This window comes from Acidimicrobiia bacterium, assembly GCA_035471805.1.
In the GTDB taxonomy this organism is placed as follows: domain Bacteria; phylum Actinomycetota; class Acidimicrobiia; order Spongiisociales; family JAHEDJ01; genus JAHEDJ01.
Map to the genome: position 1 here is coordinate 16,666 of DATIPS010000023.1, position 17,289 is coordinate 33,954.

A 17,289-nucleotide genomic window follows, 5' to 3' on the forward strand; every position below is an offset into this window, starting at 1 on the left:
CGGCGCTGCCGGTGCATTACGCTCGTCCATATGAACGATCGTGATTCAGCGCTCCGTGCCGACATTCGGCGACTCGGCAACGAGCTGGGTGAAGCGCTGGTTCGACAGCACGGACCGGAGCTCCTGGCGCTGGTCGAGCAGGTTCGATCTCTCACCAAGACGATGCGGGAGCCCGGGTCCTCTCCGGACGGCGAGGACCTCGATTCGTTGCTCGGCCACCTCGACATGGCGACCACCATCCGGCTGGTTCGCGCCTTCACCACCTATTTCCATCTCGCCAACGTCGCCGAGCAGACCCACCGCGTTGATCAGCTGAGCCACCGCACCGATCGCGAGCGGGAGTGGTTCGAAGCCGCGGTGGACGCCGTTGGAGAATCAGACACCAAGATCTCCGAGCTGACCGCACTCGTGGAGCGGCTCGAACTCCGCCCGGTGTTCACCGCCCACCCAACCGAAGCCGCCCGCCGATCGATCCTGACCAAACTCGGCGATCTGGCCGATCTGTTGGAAGAGAGAAACGATCCGCGGGCGGATGCCGGAGATCATCGCCGCATCGATCGCAGAGTGAGGGAGCTCATCGATCTCCTCTGGCAAACCGATGAACTCCGGCGTGATCGCCCCGAGCCGATCGACGAGGCACGCTCCGTTGTCTTCTACTTCGATCAGCTCTTCGAGCGAGTGGCACCGGCGCTGCTGGATGAGGTGGCGGTTCAACTGCAACGGTTGGGAATCGATCTCCCCGCCTCGGCACATCCCGTTCGTTTCGGGACGTGGGTCGGCGGCGACCGCGACGGAAACCCGAACGTCACTCCCCCCGTCACCACCTCGGTCTTGGAGATGCAGCATGAGCACGCCCTTCGGAATCTGATTGCATCGATCGAGGACTTGGCCGACGAGCTGAGCACTTCGACCCGCATCCGCAGCGTTTCGGAGGCGATGCGCGAGTCGCTGGTACGCGATCGGAGCCTGCTCCCCGAGGTTCACAGGAGATTCGGCGACATGAACGCTGAAGAGCCCTACAGGTTGAAGTGCGCCTTCATCCATCAGCGCCTGGCCAACACACGGCGTCGGATCGAGGAAACCAGCCGCCATATCGAGGGACTCGACTATTCGACTGCCGATGACCTACTGGCGGATCTCGAGATCATGCGCGGCTCGCTCGTCGAGAACCACGGAGAGCTCCTGGCCTCCGGAGTGGTGACCCGGATGATGAGGAACGTCGCCACCTTCGGGTTCCACCTGGCCACGATGGACATACGGGAGCATTCGGAGAAGCACGAGGAAGCGCTGGTCGCCCTGTTCGCGGGTATTGGAGCCGACTACGCCGCTCTCGATGAGCAACAAAGGCTGGAACTCCTGGATGCGGAGTTGTCCGGCCGCAGACCGCTGGCGGCGCCGGCGGCGGTGTTCGATTCCGGCGTTGCGGCCACCATCGACACATTCTCATCGGTGCGCGCCTCGCTGGATCGCTTCGGTGACGGGGTCATCGAGAGCTACATAATCTCAATGACACGCGACGCCTCCGACGTTCTGGCCGCCGCCGTTCTTGGTCGGGAGGCCGGTCTGGTAGACGTACCGAGCGGCGTCGCCCGTATCGGATTCGTCCCGCTCCTCGAGACCACCGACGAGCTCCGCAAGGCCGGCAGGATTCTCGATCAGATGCTCGACAGCCCGTCCTACCGACAGCTGGTGCGGTTGCGTGGCGATCTGCAGGAAGTGATGCTCGGCTACTCGGATTCGAATAAGCACGGCGGAATCACCTCTTCGCAATGGGAGATATACAAGGCCCAGAGAGAGTTGCGTGATGTCGCCGATCGGCACGGAGTCGTGCTCCGCCTGTTTCACGGCCGGGGCGGCACGATCGGCCGCGGAGGCGGACCCACACACGAAGCCATCATGGCTCAGCCGTTCGGGACGCTCGACGGTTCCGTGAAGATCACAGAGCAGGGAGAGGTCATCTCGGACAAATACGGCCTGCCGGGTCTCGCCAGGCGCAACCTGGAACTCACGCTTGCCGCCGTTTTCGAAGCATCGTTGCTCCATCGAGAACCGCGCCAGTCTCCCGTGGTCCTCAAGGGGTGGGATGAGGCCATGGACGCGATCTCGTCCGCCGCCTACGCGGCGTACCGGTCCCTGGTCCGGGACCCCGGCCTGGTCGACTACTTCCTGAGTTCAACGCCGGTCGACGAACTCGGGGCAATGAATATCGGAAGCCGCCCGTCGCGGCGCCCGGGCGGCAGTGGATCTCTCGAAGATCTGCGAGCCATCCCCTGGGTATTCGGCTGGACGCAGACCCGACAGATCGTCCCCGGTTGGTACGGTGTCGGATCCGGGCTGGCCGCCGCCCGGGCAGAGGGTCTCGGCGACGTCATCGATGAGATGTACCGGAACTGGTCGTTCTTTCGCACTTTCATCTCAAACGTCGAGATGACCCTCACCAAGACCGATCTGGAGATTGCGCAACGCTACGTGGAGTTGCTGGTCGATCCATCTCTACACCCGATTCTGGAGCGGATTCGCGAGGAGTACGAGCGCAGCGTGAGCGAAGTTCTCCGCGTCACCGGCGATGAGCGACTCCTGGACGGGTCACCTCTGCTGCAGCGCACCCTGGAGGTGCGGGATCGTTACCTGGATCCGCTGCACTACCTGCAGATGTCGCTGCTGGCGCGGTCGCGACGGTCTGCGGAAACCGATCTATTGCTTCAGCGGGCTCTGCTCCTGACGGTCAACGGGATTGCGACGGGGTTGCGGAACACCGGCTGACCGAACCGTGCCGCCGCGCTGACCGGCGCCCCTCTGGGGGAAACGGCCGGAATCCGCGGGTGCGGGGCCGGCGGCACGACGGTGACGGACGGACTTCCGGCGTGGACGGTAGATTGAGGGCACCCACAAACAGGAGCCCAGAGTTGAGTCTCACGGTCGTCGATCACCCGCTCACCCGTCACTATCTCTCGACGCTGCGCGACGAGAAGACCCCGCCCGAGAAATTCAGGGAGACGACCAGACGACTGGCCTACACGCTCCTGATCGAGGCGACTGCTGACCTCGAGCTGGCCGAGGCGCCTATCAAGACTCCTTTGGAGCCGACCACCGGCTACCGGATCGGGAGGAACCTCGTGGCGGTTGCCGTTCTCCGCGCAGGGCTCGGACTGCTCGACGCGGTCATCGATCTCCTGCCGGATGTTCATGTCGGATATGCGGGTGTGCAACGGAACGAGGAAACGGCGCTCCCCCAGGAGTACTACACGAAGTTCCCGGATCTTCGAGACGCACGGGTCATCATCCTCGAGCCGATGCTCGCCACCGGGGGCTCGCTGTCATGGGCGGTTGAGAAGGTGAAGGCGAACGGAGCACACGAGATCCTCGCCCTGTGTGTCGTGGCTGCCCCGGAGGGTGTGGCGAGAATGGAGAAGGACCACCCCGACGTCCGGGTCGTCACGGCCGGCCTCGACCGCGGGCTGAGCGACACGTACTACATCCAACCGGGCCTCGGCGACATGGGAGATCGACTGTTCGGGACCCTTTGAGGGAGGGTTCTCGGTTCTGAGATCTAGGTTCTGAGCTAGCGAAACCACTTCACGGTTGCGCCTCCGAACCCAAAACCCATCCCCTGGAACTCTCCGCACCGCCCGGCGATTCCCCAACGCGAACCTCTAGATTCACCTTGTGAACTTCGAGGACAACGTCCGGGAGATCCTTTTGTCGCTCGCCCCAGGCGAGGTAGTGACATACGGCGAAGTAGCGGCCCAAGCCGGGCGCCCGGGTGCTGCCCGCGCTGTTGGCAATTATCTTCACAAAAGCACCGGGCTTCCGTGGTGGCGCGTCGTAGCCTCGTCCGGACGCCTGGTCCCCGGGCTGGAGGAGCGCCATGCGGAGCTACTCCGATCCGAAGGCGTAGAGCTGCGCAACGGCAAGGTTGCAAAGAACCGGTAGATTCGCGTATGCCCGATTTCGCGATTGCGACGAACTGAAGAGATCGGAAGGTGAACCGTGCTGGATCGAGCGATCGTCATTGTGATGGATTCCTGCGGGGCGGGCGAGGCCCCCGACGCACCCGACTACGGTGATCAGGGTTCCGACACGCTCGGCCACACAGCACAGGCCGTCGGCGGCCTCGATCTCCCCAACTTCCAAACCGCGGGACTGGGCAACCTGCACGGCAACTTGCTCGGTGTTCCTGCGGTTTACCGACCGACGATGGGCTTCGGGCGGTTGGCCGAGGCCAGCGCCGGCAAGGATTCCACGACGGGCCACTGGGAGATCGCCGGAGTCATAACCGAGGAAGCCGACGCCACGTTCACAGACACGGGGTTCCCAACGGCGCTGGTCGAAGGAATCGAAGAGGAATCCGGACACAAGTTCTTCGGCAACTACGCCGCATCCGGCACCGAAATCATCGAGGACCTGGGGCCCAGGCATATGGAGACCGGGAAACTGATCCTCTACACGTCGGCCGACTCTGTGTTCCAGATCGCCGCCCACAAGGACGTTGTCCCTCTCGAGGAGCTCTACCGGGTATGCAGGATCGCCCGCAAACACTGCAACGACTACCGCATCGGACGGATCATCGCCCGTCCCTTCGAAGGCGAACCTGGAGCATTCCGGCGGACCTACGAACGACAGGACTTCGCGCTGCCACCCCACGCCTCGACAATGCTGGACATTGCTCAGGAGCACGGTATCCCCACTCTCGGAATCGGCAAGATCGAGGATCTCTTCACCGGTCGCGGCCTCGATCGGGCCGTTCACACAGAGGGAGATACAGATGGACTCGAACACACGCTCCGGGCCCTCGAGGAGATGGCTCGCGGTTTGATCATGGTCAACCTGGTCGACCTCGACATGGTCTATGGACACCGTGAGAATCCGGCAGGATACGCAGAAGGCCTCCAGGTCATCGACAGCTTCCTACCAGAGCTCAGCGCTTCACTCGGTTCCAACGACGTTCTCGTGTTTGCTGCGGATCATGGAAACGACCCGACCGACGGAAGCACCGACCACACGCGAGAATACGTTCCGCTTCTCGTCGCAGGCCTCAACGCCGCCGGGGTGGATCTCGGTAATCGCTCGACCTACGCCGACGTCGCCGCCACCATTTGCGATGGTTTCGGGATCCCCCTCCCCGCCGCCGGAACCTCGTTCCTCGAGGAGATCAGCTAGACGGCCACGCCCCCCGAACGGACCTCGCCGTATACCAGAGGTGTTCCCCGCTGCTCCGAAATCTCGAACGCACCTTCGGTCATGGGAAGAGTGTCGGCCAGCCTGGCTTCCTCGTTCCAGTAGATGCGGGCCAGCACCTGCCCGGCGTTGACCTCATCTCCGACCTTTACCTCGATGGCCAGACCGACACCCGGGTCGATGTCGTCTTCCTTCCGCTCGCGTCCGGCACCGAGCCGGAGAGCAGCCATCCCGATATCAAACGCGTCGATGCGCACCACATACCCGGCATGAGTAGCGAGCACCACGTGCTCGTTCTTCGCGTGCGCAAGGAGTGACGTGTCGTGGAGCACTGCAGGATCGCCGCCTTGGGCCAACACAACCTGTTCGAATTTCTCGAATGCCGCACCCGACGACACCGCTCTCTCGAGGCGGAGCCTGGCATCGGCCCGGGTGGCTTCGATTTCGGCCAACAGCAGCATCTCCTCAGCCAAGCGATAGACGACTTCAACAAGGTCGCGCGGTCCGCCCCCATGCAGCACCTCTACCGATTCTGCAATCTCGTTGGCATTTCCGACCATCCGCCCCAGTGGCTGATTCATGTCGGTCAAGACCGCTACCACGGGCGTACCCCGTGCCTCTCCGATACCAACCATCGTCTCGGCGAGAAGGCGGGCCTGATCCAGTTCCTTCATGAATGCTCCGCGCCCGACCTTGACATCGAGCACCAATGCACCCAAACCGACGGCAAGCTTCTTGGACATGATGGATGAGGCGATCAGTGGAATCGAAGGAACCGATCCCGTTGCATCCCGCAACGCGTAGATCGCCCCATCGGCGGGTGCCAGAGTCCCGGACTGGCCGGCGAGCACCAGCCCGGTCTTTTCCACGACAGCAATAAACTCCTGCGGCGACAATCGTGTTCGGAAGCCCGGGATCGTTTCTAGCTTGTCGACCGTTCCGCCGGTGTGACCGAGACCTCGGCCACTCATCATGGGCACCGCCACTCCGCAGGCTGCCACCATCGGTGCCAGAGGAATGCTCACCTTGTCACCCACGCCGCCCGTCGAGTGTTTGTCGACTTTTGGTGCATCGATATGGGATAGATCCAGGACCTCGCCCGAGTGAAGCATGGCATCGGTCCAGACATCGAGCTCTGGGCCGTCAAGACCTTCCTTGAAGACGGCCATGAGCATGGCGGCCATCTGGTAGTCCGGGATCTGGCCTTTCGAGTACTCGGCGATCAACCAGCGGATTTCCTCGCTCCGCAGGATCCCACCATCACGCTTACGCTCGATGAGTTGCCGGAAGCTGAAGGCCATTTCGACTCTCCTCGGTAGAACCTGAGCGTCTTTCGTCAGACATCAGAACACTAGGCCGTCGAGTCGACCGTCTCCACGACCCGACTCTTATGGACATTTGCCGGCCACCCGTCGATACTCCCCAGTCGTCAACGACTGGCAGAATGATGAACTTCGGCGAGATTCAGAATGCAGCCAAAGCCATTGGCGAGCTCAGCGGACGAGGGAGGCACCAGGTTGGCGCAGTACTGGGTTCGGGCTTCAGCAGTTATGCCGCCGGCCTACCGAACGCTGTTGCTATTCCATACCGGGAGATCCCGGGCTTTCCGGTTCCGCAAGTTGCGGGCCACGCCGGAACCGCCTATTCGGTGGAACTGGAGGGTGTTCCGGTTCTCCTTCTGGCCGGCCGAGCGCACCTCTACGAAGGGCATGCAATCGATCAAGTGGTGTTCGCAGTCCGATCCGTTATCGCCAATGGAGCCGATACCATTCTGCTCACTAACGCCAGTGGAGGCTGCGGCGAAGGGCTCGAACCTGGCGACCTCGCACTGATCCGAGATCATCTCAACCTCACAGGACAGAACCCACTGTTCGGACCGAATGATGACCGACTCGGAACCCGCTTTCCTGATCTAAGCGCTGCATACGATCCAGATCTGCGCCGTTTGGCCAGCGACGTTGCCCAAACGGTCGACGTTGAGCTCCGCGAAGGTGTATATGCCTGGTTCACAGGACCAACATACGAAACGCCCGCCGAGGTTCAGATGGCGAAGAGACTCGGTGCCGACCTGGTCGGCATGTCGACGGTTCCGGAGACGATCGCGGCCCGGCATATGGGCGCCAGGGTCATCGCCATCTCATTAGTGACCAACCTGGCCGCCGGCATCTCTCCCGTGCCACTGTCTCATGCCGAAGTGCAGGAGACGGCGGACGCAGCTCGCGAACGTTTCACACGGCTGATCGACGCTCTCCTCCCTCGTCTGGCTTGAGCGGGCGCTCCGCGGCCGCCCCCGCCTTTGAGCATCTTCGGGAGTCCAATTGTCGATCCGGTGTGAGCAATTGTTAGCATCGGTTCACTAGTCATATACGCGAAGGAGCGTCGAATGAGAGTCGCCGTCTGCGTCAAGCAGATTCCCGACCCGGCCTCCCCATACGATCTCGATCCGGATACGCATTTCGTGGTCCGTCCCACAGATCAGGTGCTGGACGACACCGACCGCTACGGAGTTGAGATGGGGCTGCAACTCGCAGAGCAAACCGAGGGGACGGTCACACTGGTGTCGATGGGACCCGGCGGGAACCTACAAGGAATCCGCCAGGCTCTCGCCATGGGAGCCGACAAAGCCGTCGTCGTCGACGACGGAACCCTGCAGGGATCTGATTCACTGGCCACCGCCGGGATTCTGGCGGCCGCCATCAAACGGGAAGGGTTCGATCTCGTCATAGCCGGGACCGAGTCGACCGACGGCTACGCCGGGATCCTGCCGCAGCAACTCGCCGAGTTGCTGGGTGTACCCGCCCTGACCTTCGCCAAGAAGGTCTCCGTAGAAGGCGCCACGGTTCGTATCGAGCGCCAGACGCAGACCGGATACGACGAAGTCGAGGCGCCCGCCCCTGCCCTGGTGAGCGTCACGGCGGGAGTGGTGGAGCCCCGCTACCCGACCTTCAAGGGAATCATGCAGGCGAAGTCCAAGCCCGTGGAGACGTTGACGGCGCAAGACCTGGGTGTTGGAGTGACCACCCGGCAGAAGATCGTGGCCGTCCGCCCGGCACCTGAGAGAGCCTCGGGAGAAGTGATTGAAGATGACGGCGAGGCTCATCTGAGAATCGTGGCATTGCTCGAACAGGCAAAGGTGATCTGACATGACCAGAACCTGGGTCTTTGTTGAAGAAACTGAAGAGGGACCTGCAACCGTCGGGCTCGAGTTACTGACCAAAGCGAGAGGTTTCGGCGGCGAACTGGCCGCCGTTTTCCTCGGAAAGGGATCGGAGGAGAACCTCGCCGTACTCGGCGCGCACGGAGCCGCCAAGGTGTTCCACATGACTCCTTCCGATGCTCTGCCCACCGCCGCGGCGGCCGCGGCCCTCGCAGACCTGGCAGGCAGCCACTCCCCCGACCTGATCCTCTTCGGCCTCACCTATACGGGCCGCGATGTGGCCGGGCGCCTCAGCGCCCGTATGAACAAGACCATCTTGTCGAACGCCACCGATATCTCGGTGGAAGGCGGAACGGTGACCGTCACCAATGAGATCCTCGGCGGGACGACACTCGTCGATGCCGTCTTCGAGAACGATCCGCCGTACCTGGTCATCGCCCGCCCGAAGTCCTTCCCCGCTGAGCCCTCCGGCGGCGGTGCACCCGAAATCGAAACGGTGTCGCTGCCGGACATCGGCCACGCCGGTTCGGCGATCGTGACGGCGAGCCACACCGAGCATCTCGAGGGACCGAAGCTCGAAGACGCTGCCATCGTGGTTGCAGCAGGTCGGGGAATCGGGACGGAAGAGGGGTTCGCGGTAATAGAAGAGCTTGCCTCCAAGCTCGGCGCCGCCACGGCCGCGACACGGGCGATCGTCGATGCGGGGTGGGTCCCCTATTCCAAGCAGGTCGGCCAGACCGGCAAAACGGTCAAACCGGATGTGTACATCGCGGCCGGTGTCTCGGGGGCGATGCAGCATCTGGTGGGGATGAAGGACTCCAAAGTCATCATCGCCATCAACAAAGACGAGGAAGCCCCGATCTTCGGGGTGTCTGATCTCGGCGTGGTCGGCGACCTGCACAAGGTCCTGCCGAAACTCATCGAAGCACTCGGCAACCGCTAGCCCGGCCGGCCGTCGATTGGCACTGAGCCTCCTCAGGCGAGGAGGCTCAGTCGCGTTCTAACTCTCCAGCTTGAATCCGTAGGGGAGCAGTTCGTCGAGAGTGTGTTCGCGTAACTGTCCTGAACCGGCTGTGACGATGACCCTCTCGACGCCGAACTCGTTCATCAACTGGCGGCAGTTGCCGCACGGGTAGGCCCCGTCCACGGAGTCGGCGTCAATGCAGGCAACGGCGACCGTGGGGATCTTCCGGGCCCCGGACGCGACGGCATGGCTGATCGCAACTCCCTCCGCACAGATAGCAGAGCCGAAGGCTGCGTTCTCGACGTTGGAGCCGCTGTAAACGGCCCCGTCGTCCGCAACCACCACCGAGCCGACCCGGAATCCACTGTAGGGGGCATAGGCCCTCTCAGCCGCCTCACGAGCGCTCTCAGCGAGATCTGCCGCGTTCATGCGTCCGCCAGAAGTGCATCGACGAACGCTCTGGGCTCAAACGGGATCAAATCCTCCACACCCTCTCCTATGCCGATGAACTTCACCGGAACACCGTAGTCCTGCTCGATCGCCACCACGATGCCGCCCTTGGCGGTGCCGTCGAGTTTCGTGAGCACTATCCCGGTGACCCCGACAACTTCGGTGAACTGTTCGATCTGGGCAAGGCCGTTTTGTCCGGTCGTGGCGTCGAGCACCAGCAATACCTCGTCGACCGAACCGGCCTCTCGTTCCAGTACGCGGACAATTTTTCCCAGTTCCTGCATGAGGTTGTGCTTGGAGTGGAGCCGGCCGGCCGTGTCCACGATGACGACGTCCAGGCGGCGCGCCCTGGCTGCCTGAAACGCGTCGAAAGCCACGGCTGCCGGATCGGCACCAGCCTGCCCGGAGACGATCTCGACCCCGACCCTGTCCGCCCAGGTCTTCAGCTGCGCGTCGGCAGCCGCCCGGAATGTGTCCGCGGCTCCCAGTAGCGCCGTCGAACCCGACGCCTCGATCCGGGCGGCGAGTTTGGCGATGCTGGTCGTCTTGCCGACTCCGTTCACGCCGACCACGACGACCACACTGGGCGAACCGTCGAGATGGAGGTCGCGCTCCTTACCGTCGAGGATGGCGAGCAGTTCGTCATGGAGGATCTGCCTGGCGTCGACTGCCTCACCGGGATCGGAAGCACGCACCCGTCCGACCACTTCCGCGGTGGCTCGCACACCAACATCCGCAGCGATGAGGGCCTCTTCCAGCCCGGCCCAGAACTCCCCGTCCACCGGTCCCCGATTGAAGAGGCCTTTCAGGCGACCGCCCAGCGCTCGTCGGGTCTTCTCGAGACGATCGGCAAGCGACCCGGCTCCCGGGATTGTGTCCGGCCGGGGCCGTGTCATCTCCAGCGTGCCGGCTTGCGCGAGGCCACGTCGACGCCGGCGGAGAACGAACACGCCCAATACGATGGCAAGCGCGACCGCGATGGCGATGAGAAGCACGGGATCCATGACGGACGATTCTACGACGAAGAGACCGTCACGGGAGATTCAACCATCCGTTTGGCGATGACTTTCGACGAGCCACCCGGCTCCATCGTTACCCCGTAGAGGATGTCCGCAGCCTCCATGGTCTGCTGCTGGTGCGTGACGATCACGAGTTGGGCGGTCCGACGGAACTCGTCGACCAGCCGCAGGAATCGACGGAGATTGGCATCGTCGAGGGCCGCTTCGACCTCGTCGACGATGTAGAACGGGCTTGGACGGGCTTTGAACACCGCGAACAGAAACGCCAGCGCGGCCAGCGACCGCTCACCACCGGACAAGAGCGACAATCGGCCTACTTTCTTGCCGAGCGGCTGAGCCTCGATATCGACACCGGTGGCGAGCAGGTCGTCCGGTTCCGTCAGCACGAGGCGGCCTCGTCCTCCCGGGAAGAGCACCGAGAAATGCTGTTCGTAGGCCGCCGCCACCTCGTCGAAAGCGGTCTTGAACAGGCCGACGATCTCCTCATCGAGGGCGGCAATCACCTTGCGGAGTTCGTTCCTGCTGCTCTCTAGATCATCCAACTGTTCCTGGAGATTAGATCGCCGCGCCTCGAGTTCCTGATACTCATCCGCAGCCAGCGGGTTGATCGTCCCCATCCTCCGCAACTCGGCCTCGAGCGAAGCCAACCGCTCCCTGTGATTGGTCCCTTCTTCGACATCCGGAGCAGGTGCGGCGAGTGCTTGCTCCTCTGAAGCGTCGACGTCGCGGCGCAACGCCTCTGCCACCGACTCCAAACGAACCTTCAACTCGGCGGATTCGACGTCGAGCCTGGCGCGTAGTTCCTTCCTCTCGGCGATCGACAGCCGGATCTCGTCGAGCAGGGTGCGAGCTGCCGTGAGTCGCTCTCCGGCCTCGCCGGCAGCTCGACGAAGTTCGATCTGGCGCTCGCGCAGGGTCGCTATGTGCATCCGGACGGCCGCAAGGCTGCGCCGGGCACCTTCCTGAGCCTTCTCCAGCACCTCGAGACGTTGCGGGTCGTCGGGGCGATCGATCAGATCCTGGAGCTCGCCCTGTATCGAGACCAGACGGTCCTCGAGCAAGCGGCGGCGTTCGACGACCGCGCCCAGCTCGGAGGCGGCTTGCTGTCTCTCCTCCCGTGCGGCGTCTCGTTGCACGGCAACCAACCTGCGGCGCTCGGCCAGTTCCTCCCATGCCTGCTGGCGTTCAGCCTCTTCGCCCTCCAGCGCATTCAGACGTCCTCGCAGCTCGGCGATCCGGGACTCCCGCCCGGCCGCGGACTCCAGCAGAAGGGATCGGCGTTGCTCGAGCCGGTCGATCTCGTGTACAACCGCGCTCCGCGTGCGCTCGAGGCGGGCCAGTGCTTCCGTGGCTCCCGAGAGGTCGGTCTCGATGAGCTCCAAAGCCTCGAGCGCCTTGCGCTCGACATCGCGTGTCATCTCGAAGTCCCGGCGGGCTGCCACGTGCCTGCTCTCGGCCCGGGCCAGGGCAATCCCGGCCTCCTCGAGCGCTACGCGCGCATGCTCGAGGACGGCCGGCGTGGCCCCATCGGGGTGGGCCACCCGGATGCCGTCGGCGGTGATCAGATCTCCCTCGGGAGTGACCACCCGGAGGGCCGGGTGCTTTGCAACGATCTGCCATCCGGCCGACCATCCCTCGGCGACGATCACATCGCCGAGAAGGGCCGCAGCCAGGTCGCGATCGGCTTGCGGCCCCAGGATGTCGACGAGGACCTGCAGGCCGTATGCTGCCGCAACGGGCCTTGCCGGTAAATCGCCCGAGGTGAACCGGGAGGTGACGAGAGGAACACCTCCAAGACCGTGGGCCTTGAGATCTCCGACGACCTGTTCTACGGCCTCCGGGGATTTCACAGCCAGTGCATCGCTCCAGGCACCTAATGCCGCATCGACTGCGGCCGCGAAGCCATCCGGTACGTCGAGAACCATGGAGACGCTCCCCCGCACGCCCGAGGCAGCTGCCGCCCGGTCCCGGGCTTGCGGGTCGGCGAGGCCGTCTGCTGCGGCTTCGAGAGCCTCTACTCGTGCACCTGCCGCCGAAACGAGCAGGCGAGCTTCCTGGAGGTCGGATTCGGCGCTCTCCCAGATCTTCTGCTGGTTGCGACGGTCTGCGACGGCCATTTCGTGGCTCTGCTGGGCCACGGTCGCGTCGATATCGTGCTGCTCGATCTCATTCTTGAGCCGGTCTGTCTCAATCGACTCGGCTTCCAGCTGCGCATGGAGTGCTTCGAGCCGACGACCGACCTGATCGGCCTCACGCTCGTCTCTCACAACGGCGGCGTTCAACGACCCGAGGTCGCCGCGCACCGCCGCGATCGCCCCCTCTGTCGGCATCTGCTCCTGTTCGGCAAGCGAGCGCTCTTCGTCCTCGAACTCTCGATGAGCCCGCTCTGCCCGGTCGGCCTCGGCCCTGGCGCGCCGTTCTTCGTCGGAGCTCTTGGCCAGTTCAGACTGGATCTGCCTAGCTTCTTCTTGCACATCCCGCCGCCGCTCGCCGGCCCCCTGGATACGTTGCGAGAGAGCGCGATGTCGCTCGTGTGCCACCTGACCGATGCGCCGGAATCGTTCGGCGGCCGTTTCGAGCCGCGCCGCCGCCGCGGTGTCTTCCTCGAGCCTGCGACCGGTGTCTCCTGCCGCGACCGTCAACGGCCCGATAGAAGCAGACAGCCTCGCCTCCTCTTCCCCGGCCTCGACCAGCCATTTGTCCAGTTCGGCGTGCTCGCCGTCGACGACGGACAATCTCCGGCTGATGGCACGGAGGTCCTCTCCACCCAGGTAGAGGCGAAGTGCCCGCACCTCGCCGCGAACGACCAGGTAGCGCTCTGCCGCCCTGGCCTGACGCCGGAGAGGCCGGATTTGTCGTTGGAGTTCTCCGAGTATGTCCTTGAGACGGACAAGGTCGGCATCGGTGGCGTCGAGACGCCGGATGGCGCGGTCCTTTCTCAACCGATGCTTGAGCACCCCGGCCGCCTCCTCGATGACCGACCTGTGGTCCTCGGGTTTGGCGTTGAGAATCTGATCGAGTTGACCCTGGCCGACAATGACGTGTTGATGTCTGCCGACGCCACTGTCGGACAGCAACTCCTGCACATCGAGGAGGCGCACGTCGACGCCGTTGATCTCGTAGTCCGATGAACCATCCCTGTACAGACGGCGGCTTATCGAAACCTCATCGAGGTCGAGGGGCAGCGAACGGGACAGGTTGTCGAAGGTGAGGGTGACCTCGGCTCTGCCGAGGGCCGGCCGGGTGGCGGTTCCGGCGAAGATGACGTCTTCCATCTTCTGTGTACGCAACGTGCGAGTCGACTGGGTGCCCATCACCCACGCGATCGCATCGACGATATTGGATTTGCCCGAGCCGTTGGGCCCGACCACGACCGTGACGCCGGGTTCGAGTTCCAGGCGCGTTCGATCGGCGAACGACTTGAATCCAACTATCTTCAGCGTCTTGAGATACAACGAACTACACCTTTGTGATTCCGGCAGGCTATCACAGACCGAAAGCGATCCAGCGTTTGCTACAAGCGAATTTCGAAGCCCCTCGTGGCCTTCTCGGGGTCGACCCTTCTCTCCGCAACTTCGCCGACTCGCGCCCAGCGCGGACCGCGCCGCACCCACCGTGCAAACGATTCGACGGCCGTCGCGGATCCCTGAGCATGGATCTCAACACGACCGTCGGCCAGGTTGCGGACCCAGCCGTCAACTCCGGCCTCCCGCGCCGCCTCGACGGTGCCCGCCCGGAAGCCAACCCCCTGAACGCGACCGGACACGACCAACCGCACGGCGGTCAGATCTGACAGGTCGGACACCAGAAGCTGCTCCTTCCTCCGATCACCGTTCGCTCGATTGCTGTTCCATCACGCCCGCAGTGTTCACCGGCGCGTCCGTAGACCTTCAAACGTGCGAGATACTCCCCCGCCCTGCCGTCGGGCAAGAGATATGCGAGGTCGTTGAGGCTCGTCCCGCCGAACCGCAGCCCGGCACGCAGGACGGGGCCGATGGAGCCGCGCAAGAGACGGACCTCCTCCTTGGTCAACGTCCCGGCCGCCCGGCCCGGACGGATGCGCGCCCGATGGAGTACCTCATCTGCGTAGATGTTGCCCAGCCCGGCAACGAACCGCTGGTCGAGCAGCAATGACTTGATGGCAACCGTCCTGTCCGCCAGCCGGGCGATCAGCTGGGGATAGCGCGGGAGATCGTCCAATGCATCCGGGCCGAGCAGGGCAAAGGGCTGTGCGTCGAACTCATCCGGTGTCAAGACGGCGGTGAACCCGAAGGTACGCGGATCGACGAAGTGCAGTTCCTGATTCCGGTCGGTCTCGACGACCACGTGCGTATGAGGAATTCGATCGCTTCCGGCGGCCTCGAGACGAATCCGGCCCGACATTCCCAGATGGATGACCCAGGTGAGGTCGCCTTCGACTTCGATCAGCATGAACTTGCCATGCCGTCCCACCGAATCGACGCGCCGGCCGAGAAGGCGGTCGCGAAAGTCGCGCGGACGCGGTTGACGACGGGTCATCCGCGGGTGATCAGCCCGAACACCGACGACCACTGCTCCCTCCAGAGCAGGAGCGAGCGACCGACGAACGGTCTCTACTTCGGGAAGTTCGGGCATATCGAGTTTCCGGGTGGCAGCTGGCAGGTAGCAGGATACGGGCTCACCGAAGCAAGTTGGGGTGGGCTACGGCTGCCGTTGCTCCTGCAGAGACTCGAGGGCTCGCTGGGCGGCGGCCTGCTCGGCTTCCTTCTTCGAGCGGCCGCTGCCGGCTCCGATGATCTCCCCGTCGACCATCACGGTCGCAGAGAAGACGCGATCGTGATCTGGGCCGTCTCCGTCGACTTCATACGCGGGTGTCTTCGTCTGCGCGGCGAGCACTTCCTGCAATCGCGTCTTGTAGTCGAGGCGACCGGGACTCGCTGCCTTCTCCCGGATCAGCGGCTCCCAGTGCTCGATGATCACCGAGCGGGCCGCCTCCATTCCGGCATCCAGGTAGACCGCCGCCAGGATGGCTTCCAGACCGTCGGCGAGTATCGAAGCCTTCTCGCGCCCACCGGTCGACTCCTCTCCCCTGCCGAGCCGAATGTCCGCACCCAGTTCGATCTGTCGGGCGATTCGAGCCAGCTCGGACCGGTTGACGCAGGCGGCCCGCACCTTGGCCATCTGACCTTCCTGCAGTTGCGGAAACTCGAAGAAGAGGAAATCGGTGACTACCAGCTGGAGAACGGCATCTCCGAGGAATTCGAGTCGTTCGTTGGAGGGCTCGGCCGGCTGTTCGGACTCCAGCGATCGGTGGGTCAATGCATGCACCAGCAGATCCGGTGAGCGAAAGGTATGCCCGAGGCGCTGCTGAAGCTCCTTCAAGTGCTGATCCGCCTGGCTACATGGCCGGCCAGATCTCGAGCAGCCCCTTCGGCCGCCATCCTGACCGCATGGGCGATGGCGATTCTGGAAGATGAGCCGTGCGCTATCACCACCACACCGTGGGTACCCAACAGGTGCCCGCCACCGTGCTCTTCGTGATCGATGCTCTTGCGGATCTCCGCCATGACCGGGACCAGGGCGGCCACTTCTTCCGGAGGGAGCTTGATCAGTGCGGACCGGAAGAACTCGGCAATGAACTCCACCGCGCCTTCGGTTGTCTTGAGAAGGACATTGCCCGTGAAACCGTCTGTGACGAACACGTCGGCCCGATCTGAGGCGAGATCGCGGCCTTCCACATTGCCGATGAAGTTGAGACTGGTGGAGCGAAACAACTCGTAGGCGGCCTTCTCCAGGTCCCTGCCTTTGCCCTCCTCCTCGCCGATGTTCAAGAGGCCGACGCGCGGGCGCGGCACTCCGAGGTAGAGCTCTGCAACCACGGCACCCATGACGCCAAACTGCACCAGGTGCTCCGGCTTGCACTCGGTATTGGCCCCGGAATCGAGGACTACCGTGTGACTGCCCGGGGTCGGAAAGATCGAAGCGACCGCCGGTCGCAAAACACCGGGCAGCCTCCGGAGAAACACTGCCGCGGCGGCCAGCGTTGCTCCGGTGGAACCGGCGGAGACCAGCGCGTCGGCTTCGCCCGCTCTCACCAGCCTCGCGGCCACCGCGATCGAAGCATCCGGCTTCTCCCTGATGGCTCGCGCCGGATCCTCGTGCATCTCGATCAGTTGTTGAGCCCCGACCACGGGGAGATCCGCTCCGAGCGCGGACAAGCGATCGGCAATGATCGAAGGTTCACCGACGAGAATCACTTCATGGCCGGCCGCGGCCGCGGCTACGCCACCGGCGATTATTTCGTCGGGGGCGTTGTCACCCCCCATCGCGTCGAGGGCTACACGGGCCATGGTCGGCAGGCTATTCGGTGTCGATAATCTCGCGACCGCGGTAGGTACCGCAGTTCGGGCAGGCGCGGTGCGGCAGCTTGGGGCTGTGGCACTGCGGGCAATTCGACGCGCCGGTACGATTCAGCTTCCACTGAGCTTTCCGCCGCCGCGTGCGAGAGCGCGACATCTTCTTCTTGGGCACCGCCATGGGCG

At 63.8% G+C, this 17,289-nt stretch carries 16 protein-coding genes; 7 read left to right on the top strand and 9 right to left on the bottom strand.

Translation table 11 applies throughout. The annotated features are described in order from the left end of the window. Nucleotides 1–15: 15 nt before the first annotated feature. The 4 genes from ppc to VLT15_04815 all read left to right on the top strand — a co-directional run bounded on the left by ppc (nt 16) and on the right by VLT15_04815 (nt 5,160). Nucleotides 16–2,763 carry a phosphoenolpyruvate carboxylase gene (gene ppc, locus VLT15_04800; GenBank protein HSR44535.1) on the top strand — a complete coding sequence of 916 codons (2,748 nt, stop codon included), beginning with the start codon at nt 16–18 and terminating at the stop codon, nt 2,761–2,763. 143 nt (nt 2,764–2,906) lie between these two features. Beyond that, nucleotides 2,907–3,527, top strand: coding sequence for a uracil phosphoribosyltransferase (gene upp, locus VLT15_04805; protein ID HSR44536.1), 621 nt, complete (start codon nt 2,907–2,909; stop codon nt 3,525–3,527). 196 nt (nt 3,528–3,723) lie between these two features. After that, a complete protein-coding gene (locus tag VLT15_04810; protein HSR44537.1) occupies nt 3,724–3,933 on the top strand; it encodes an MGMT family protein in 210 nt (69 codons plus the stop codon). 57 nt (nt 3,934–3,990) lie between these two features. Then, a complete protein-coding gene (locus VLT15_04815) occupies nt 3,991–5,160 on the top strand; it encodes a phosphopentomutase (protein ID HSR44538.1) in 1,170 nt (389 codons plus the stop codon). Here the strand turns inward: VLT15_04815 and VLT15_04820 are convergent. Beyond that, the gene (locus tag VLT15_04820) at nt 5,157–6,479 is read right to left on the bottom strand and encodes a thymidine phosphorylase (GenBank protein HSR44539.1); all 1,323 of its coding nucleotides are present in this window, start codon (nt 6,477–6,479) and stop codon (nt 5,157–5,159) included. The two genes, VLT15_04815 and VLT15_04820, sit on opposite strands and share 4 nt — an antisense overlap. 146 nt (nt 6,480–6,625) lie before the next feature. On the opposite strand from VLT15_04820, the gene VLT15_04825 reads away from it, so the two are divergent. From VLT15_04825 to VLT15_04835, 3 genes are all read left to right on the top strand, one after another. After that, nucleotides 6,626–7,447, top strand: coding sequence for a purine-nucleoside phosphorylase (locus VLT15_04825; GenBank protein ID HSR44540.1), 822 nt, complete (start codon nt 6,626–6,628; stop codon nt 7,445–7,447). Nucleotides 7,448–7,561: 114 nt separating this feature from the next. After that, entirely contained in the window at nt 7,562–8,320 is a 759-nt protein-coding gene (locus VLT15_04830; GenBank protein HSR44541.1) for an electron transfer flavoprotein subunit beta/FixA family protein, read from the top strand. A gap of 1 nt (nt 8,321) precedes the next feature. Further along, nucleotides 8,322–9,278 (top strand): electron transfer flavoprotein subunit alpha/FixB family protein, encoded by a 957-nt coding sequence (locus VLT15_04835; GenBank protein HSR44542.1) that lies wholly within the window; start codon nt 8,322–8,324, stop codon nt 9,276–9,278. Nucleotides 9,279–9,335: 57 nt separating this feature from the next. Here the strand turns inward: VLT15_04835 and VLT15_04840 are convergent, their stop codons facing one another. The 8 genes from VLT15_04840 to rpmF form a co-directional block, all read right to left on the bottom strand. Then, nucleotides 9,336–9,728: a cytidine deaminase gene (locus VLT15_04840; GenBank protein HSR44543.1), complete on the bottom strand. Its 393-nt coding sequence runs from the start codon at nt 9,726–9,728 to the stop codon at nt 9,336–9,338. Then, nucleotides 9,725–10,753, bottom strand: a complete 1,029-nt coding sequence (gene ftsY / locus VLT15_04845) for a signal recognition particle-docking protein FtsY (GenBank protein HSR44544.1) — start codon at nt 10,751–10,753, stop codon at nt 9,725–9,727. Before ftsY ends, VLT15_04840 begins: the two co-directional genes overlap by 4 nt. A gap of 11 nt (nt 10,754–10,764) precedes the next feature. After that, nucleotides 10,765–14,223 carry a chromosome segregation protein SMC gene (smc, locus tag VLT15_04850; protein ID HSR44545.1) on the bottom strand — a complete coding sequence of 1,153 codons (3,459 nt, stop codon included), beginning with the start codon at nt 14,221–14,223 and terminating at the stop codon, nt 10,765–10,767. Nucleotides 14,224–14,282: 59 nt separating this feature from the next. Beyond that, the gene (locus VLT15_04855) at nt 14,283–14,564 is read right to left on the bottom strand and encodes an acylphosphatase (protein HSR44546.1); all 282 of its coding nucleotides are present in this window, start codon (nt 14,562–14,564) and stop codon (nt 14,283–14,285) included. Continuing rightward, nucleotides 14,552–15,382, bottom strand: a complete 831-nt coding sequence (gene mutM, locus VLT15_04860) for a bifunctional DNA-formamidopyrimidine glycosylase/DNA-(apurinic or apyrimidinic site) lyase (GenBank protein ID HSR44547.1) — start codon at nt 15,380–15,382, stop codon at nt 14,552–14,554. The genes VLT15_04855 and mutM overlap by 13 nt, the downstream gene beginning before the upstream one ends. A 66-nt stretch (nt 15,383–15,448) precedes the next feature. After that, nucleotides 15,449–16,129 carry a ribonuclease III gene (gene rnc, locus VLT15_04865; GenBank protein ID HSR44548.1) on the bottom strand — a complete coding sequence of 227 codons (681 nt, stop codon included), beginning with the start codon at nt 16,127–16,129 and terminating at the stop codon, nt 15,449–15,451. Beyond that, entirely contained in the window at nt 16,126–17,097 is a 972-nt protein-coding gene (plsX, locus tag VLT15_04870; GenBank protein ID HSR44549.1) for a phosphate acyltransferase PlsX, read from the bottom strand. The genes rnc and plsX overlap by 4 nt, the downstream gene beginning before the upstream one ends. A gap of 10 nt (nt 17,098–17,107) precedes the next feature. After that, a complete protein-coding gene (gene rpmF / locus VLT15_04875; GenBank protein ID HSR44550.1) occupies nt 17,108–17,284 on the bottom strand; it encodes a 50S ribosomal protein L32 in 177 nt (58 codons plus the stop codon). Between the last annotated feature and the right edge of the window lie 5 nt (nt 17,285–17,289).

Bases quoted from the DNA above. Each gene is read 5' to 3' on its own strand.
- mutM (HSR44547.1), bottom strand. From the start codon at position 15,382: ATGCCCGAACTTCCCGAAGTAGAGACCGTTCGTCGGTCGCTCGCTCCT.
- VLT15_04835 (HSR44542.1), top strand. From the start codon at position 8,322: ATGACCAGAACCTGGGTCTTTGTTGAAGAAACTGAAGAGGGACCTGCA.
- rpmF (HSR44550.1), bottom strand. From the start codon at position 17,284: ATGGCGGTGCCCAAGAAGAAGATGTCGCGCTCTCGCACGCGGCGGCGG.
- VLT15_04840 (HSR44543.1), bottom strand. From the start codon at position 9,728: ATGAACGCGGCAGATCTCGCTGAGAGCGCTCGTGAGGCGGCTGAGAGG.
- VLT15_04825 (HSR44540.1), top strand. From the start codon at position 6,626: ATGAACTTCGGCGAGATTCAGAATGCAGCCAAAGCCATTGGCGAGCTC.
- VLT15_04820 (HSR44539.1), bottom strand. From the start codon at position 6,479: ATGGCCTTCAGCTTCCGGCAACTCATCGAGCGTAAGCGTGATGGTGGG.
- VLT15_04830 (HSR44541.1), top strand. From the start codon at position 7,562: ATGAGAGTCGCCGTCTGCGTCAAGCAGATTCCCGACCCGGCCTCCCCA.
- plsX (HSR44549.1), bottom strand. From the start codon at position 17,097: ATGGCCCGTGTAGCCCTCGACGCGATGGGGGGTGACAACGCCCCCGAC.
- ftsY (HSR44544.1), bottom strand. From the start codon at position 10,753: ATGGATCCCGTGCTTCTCATCGCCATCGCGGTCGCGCTTGCCATCGTA.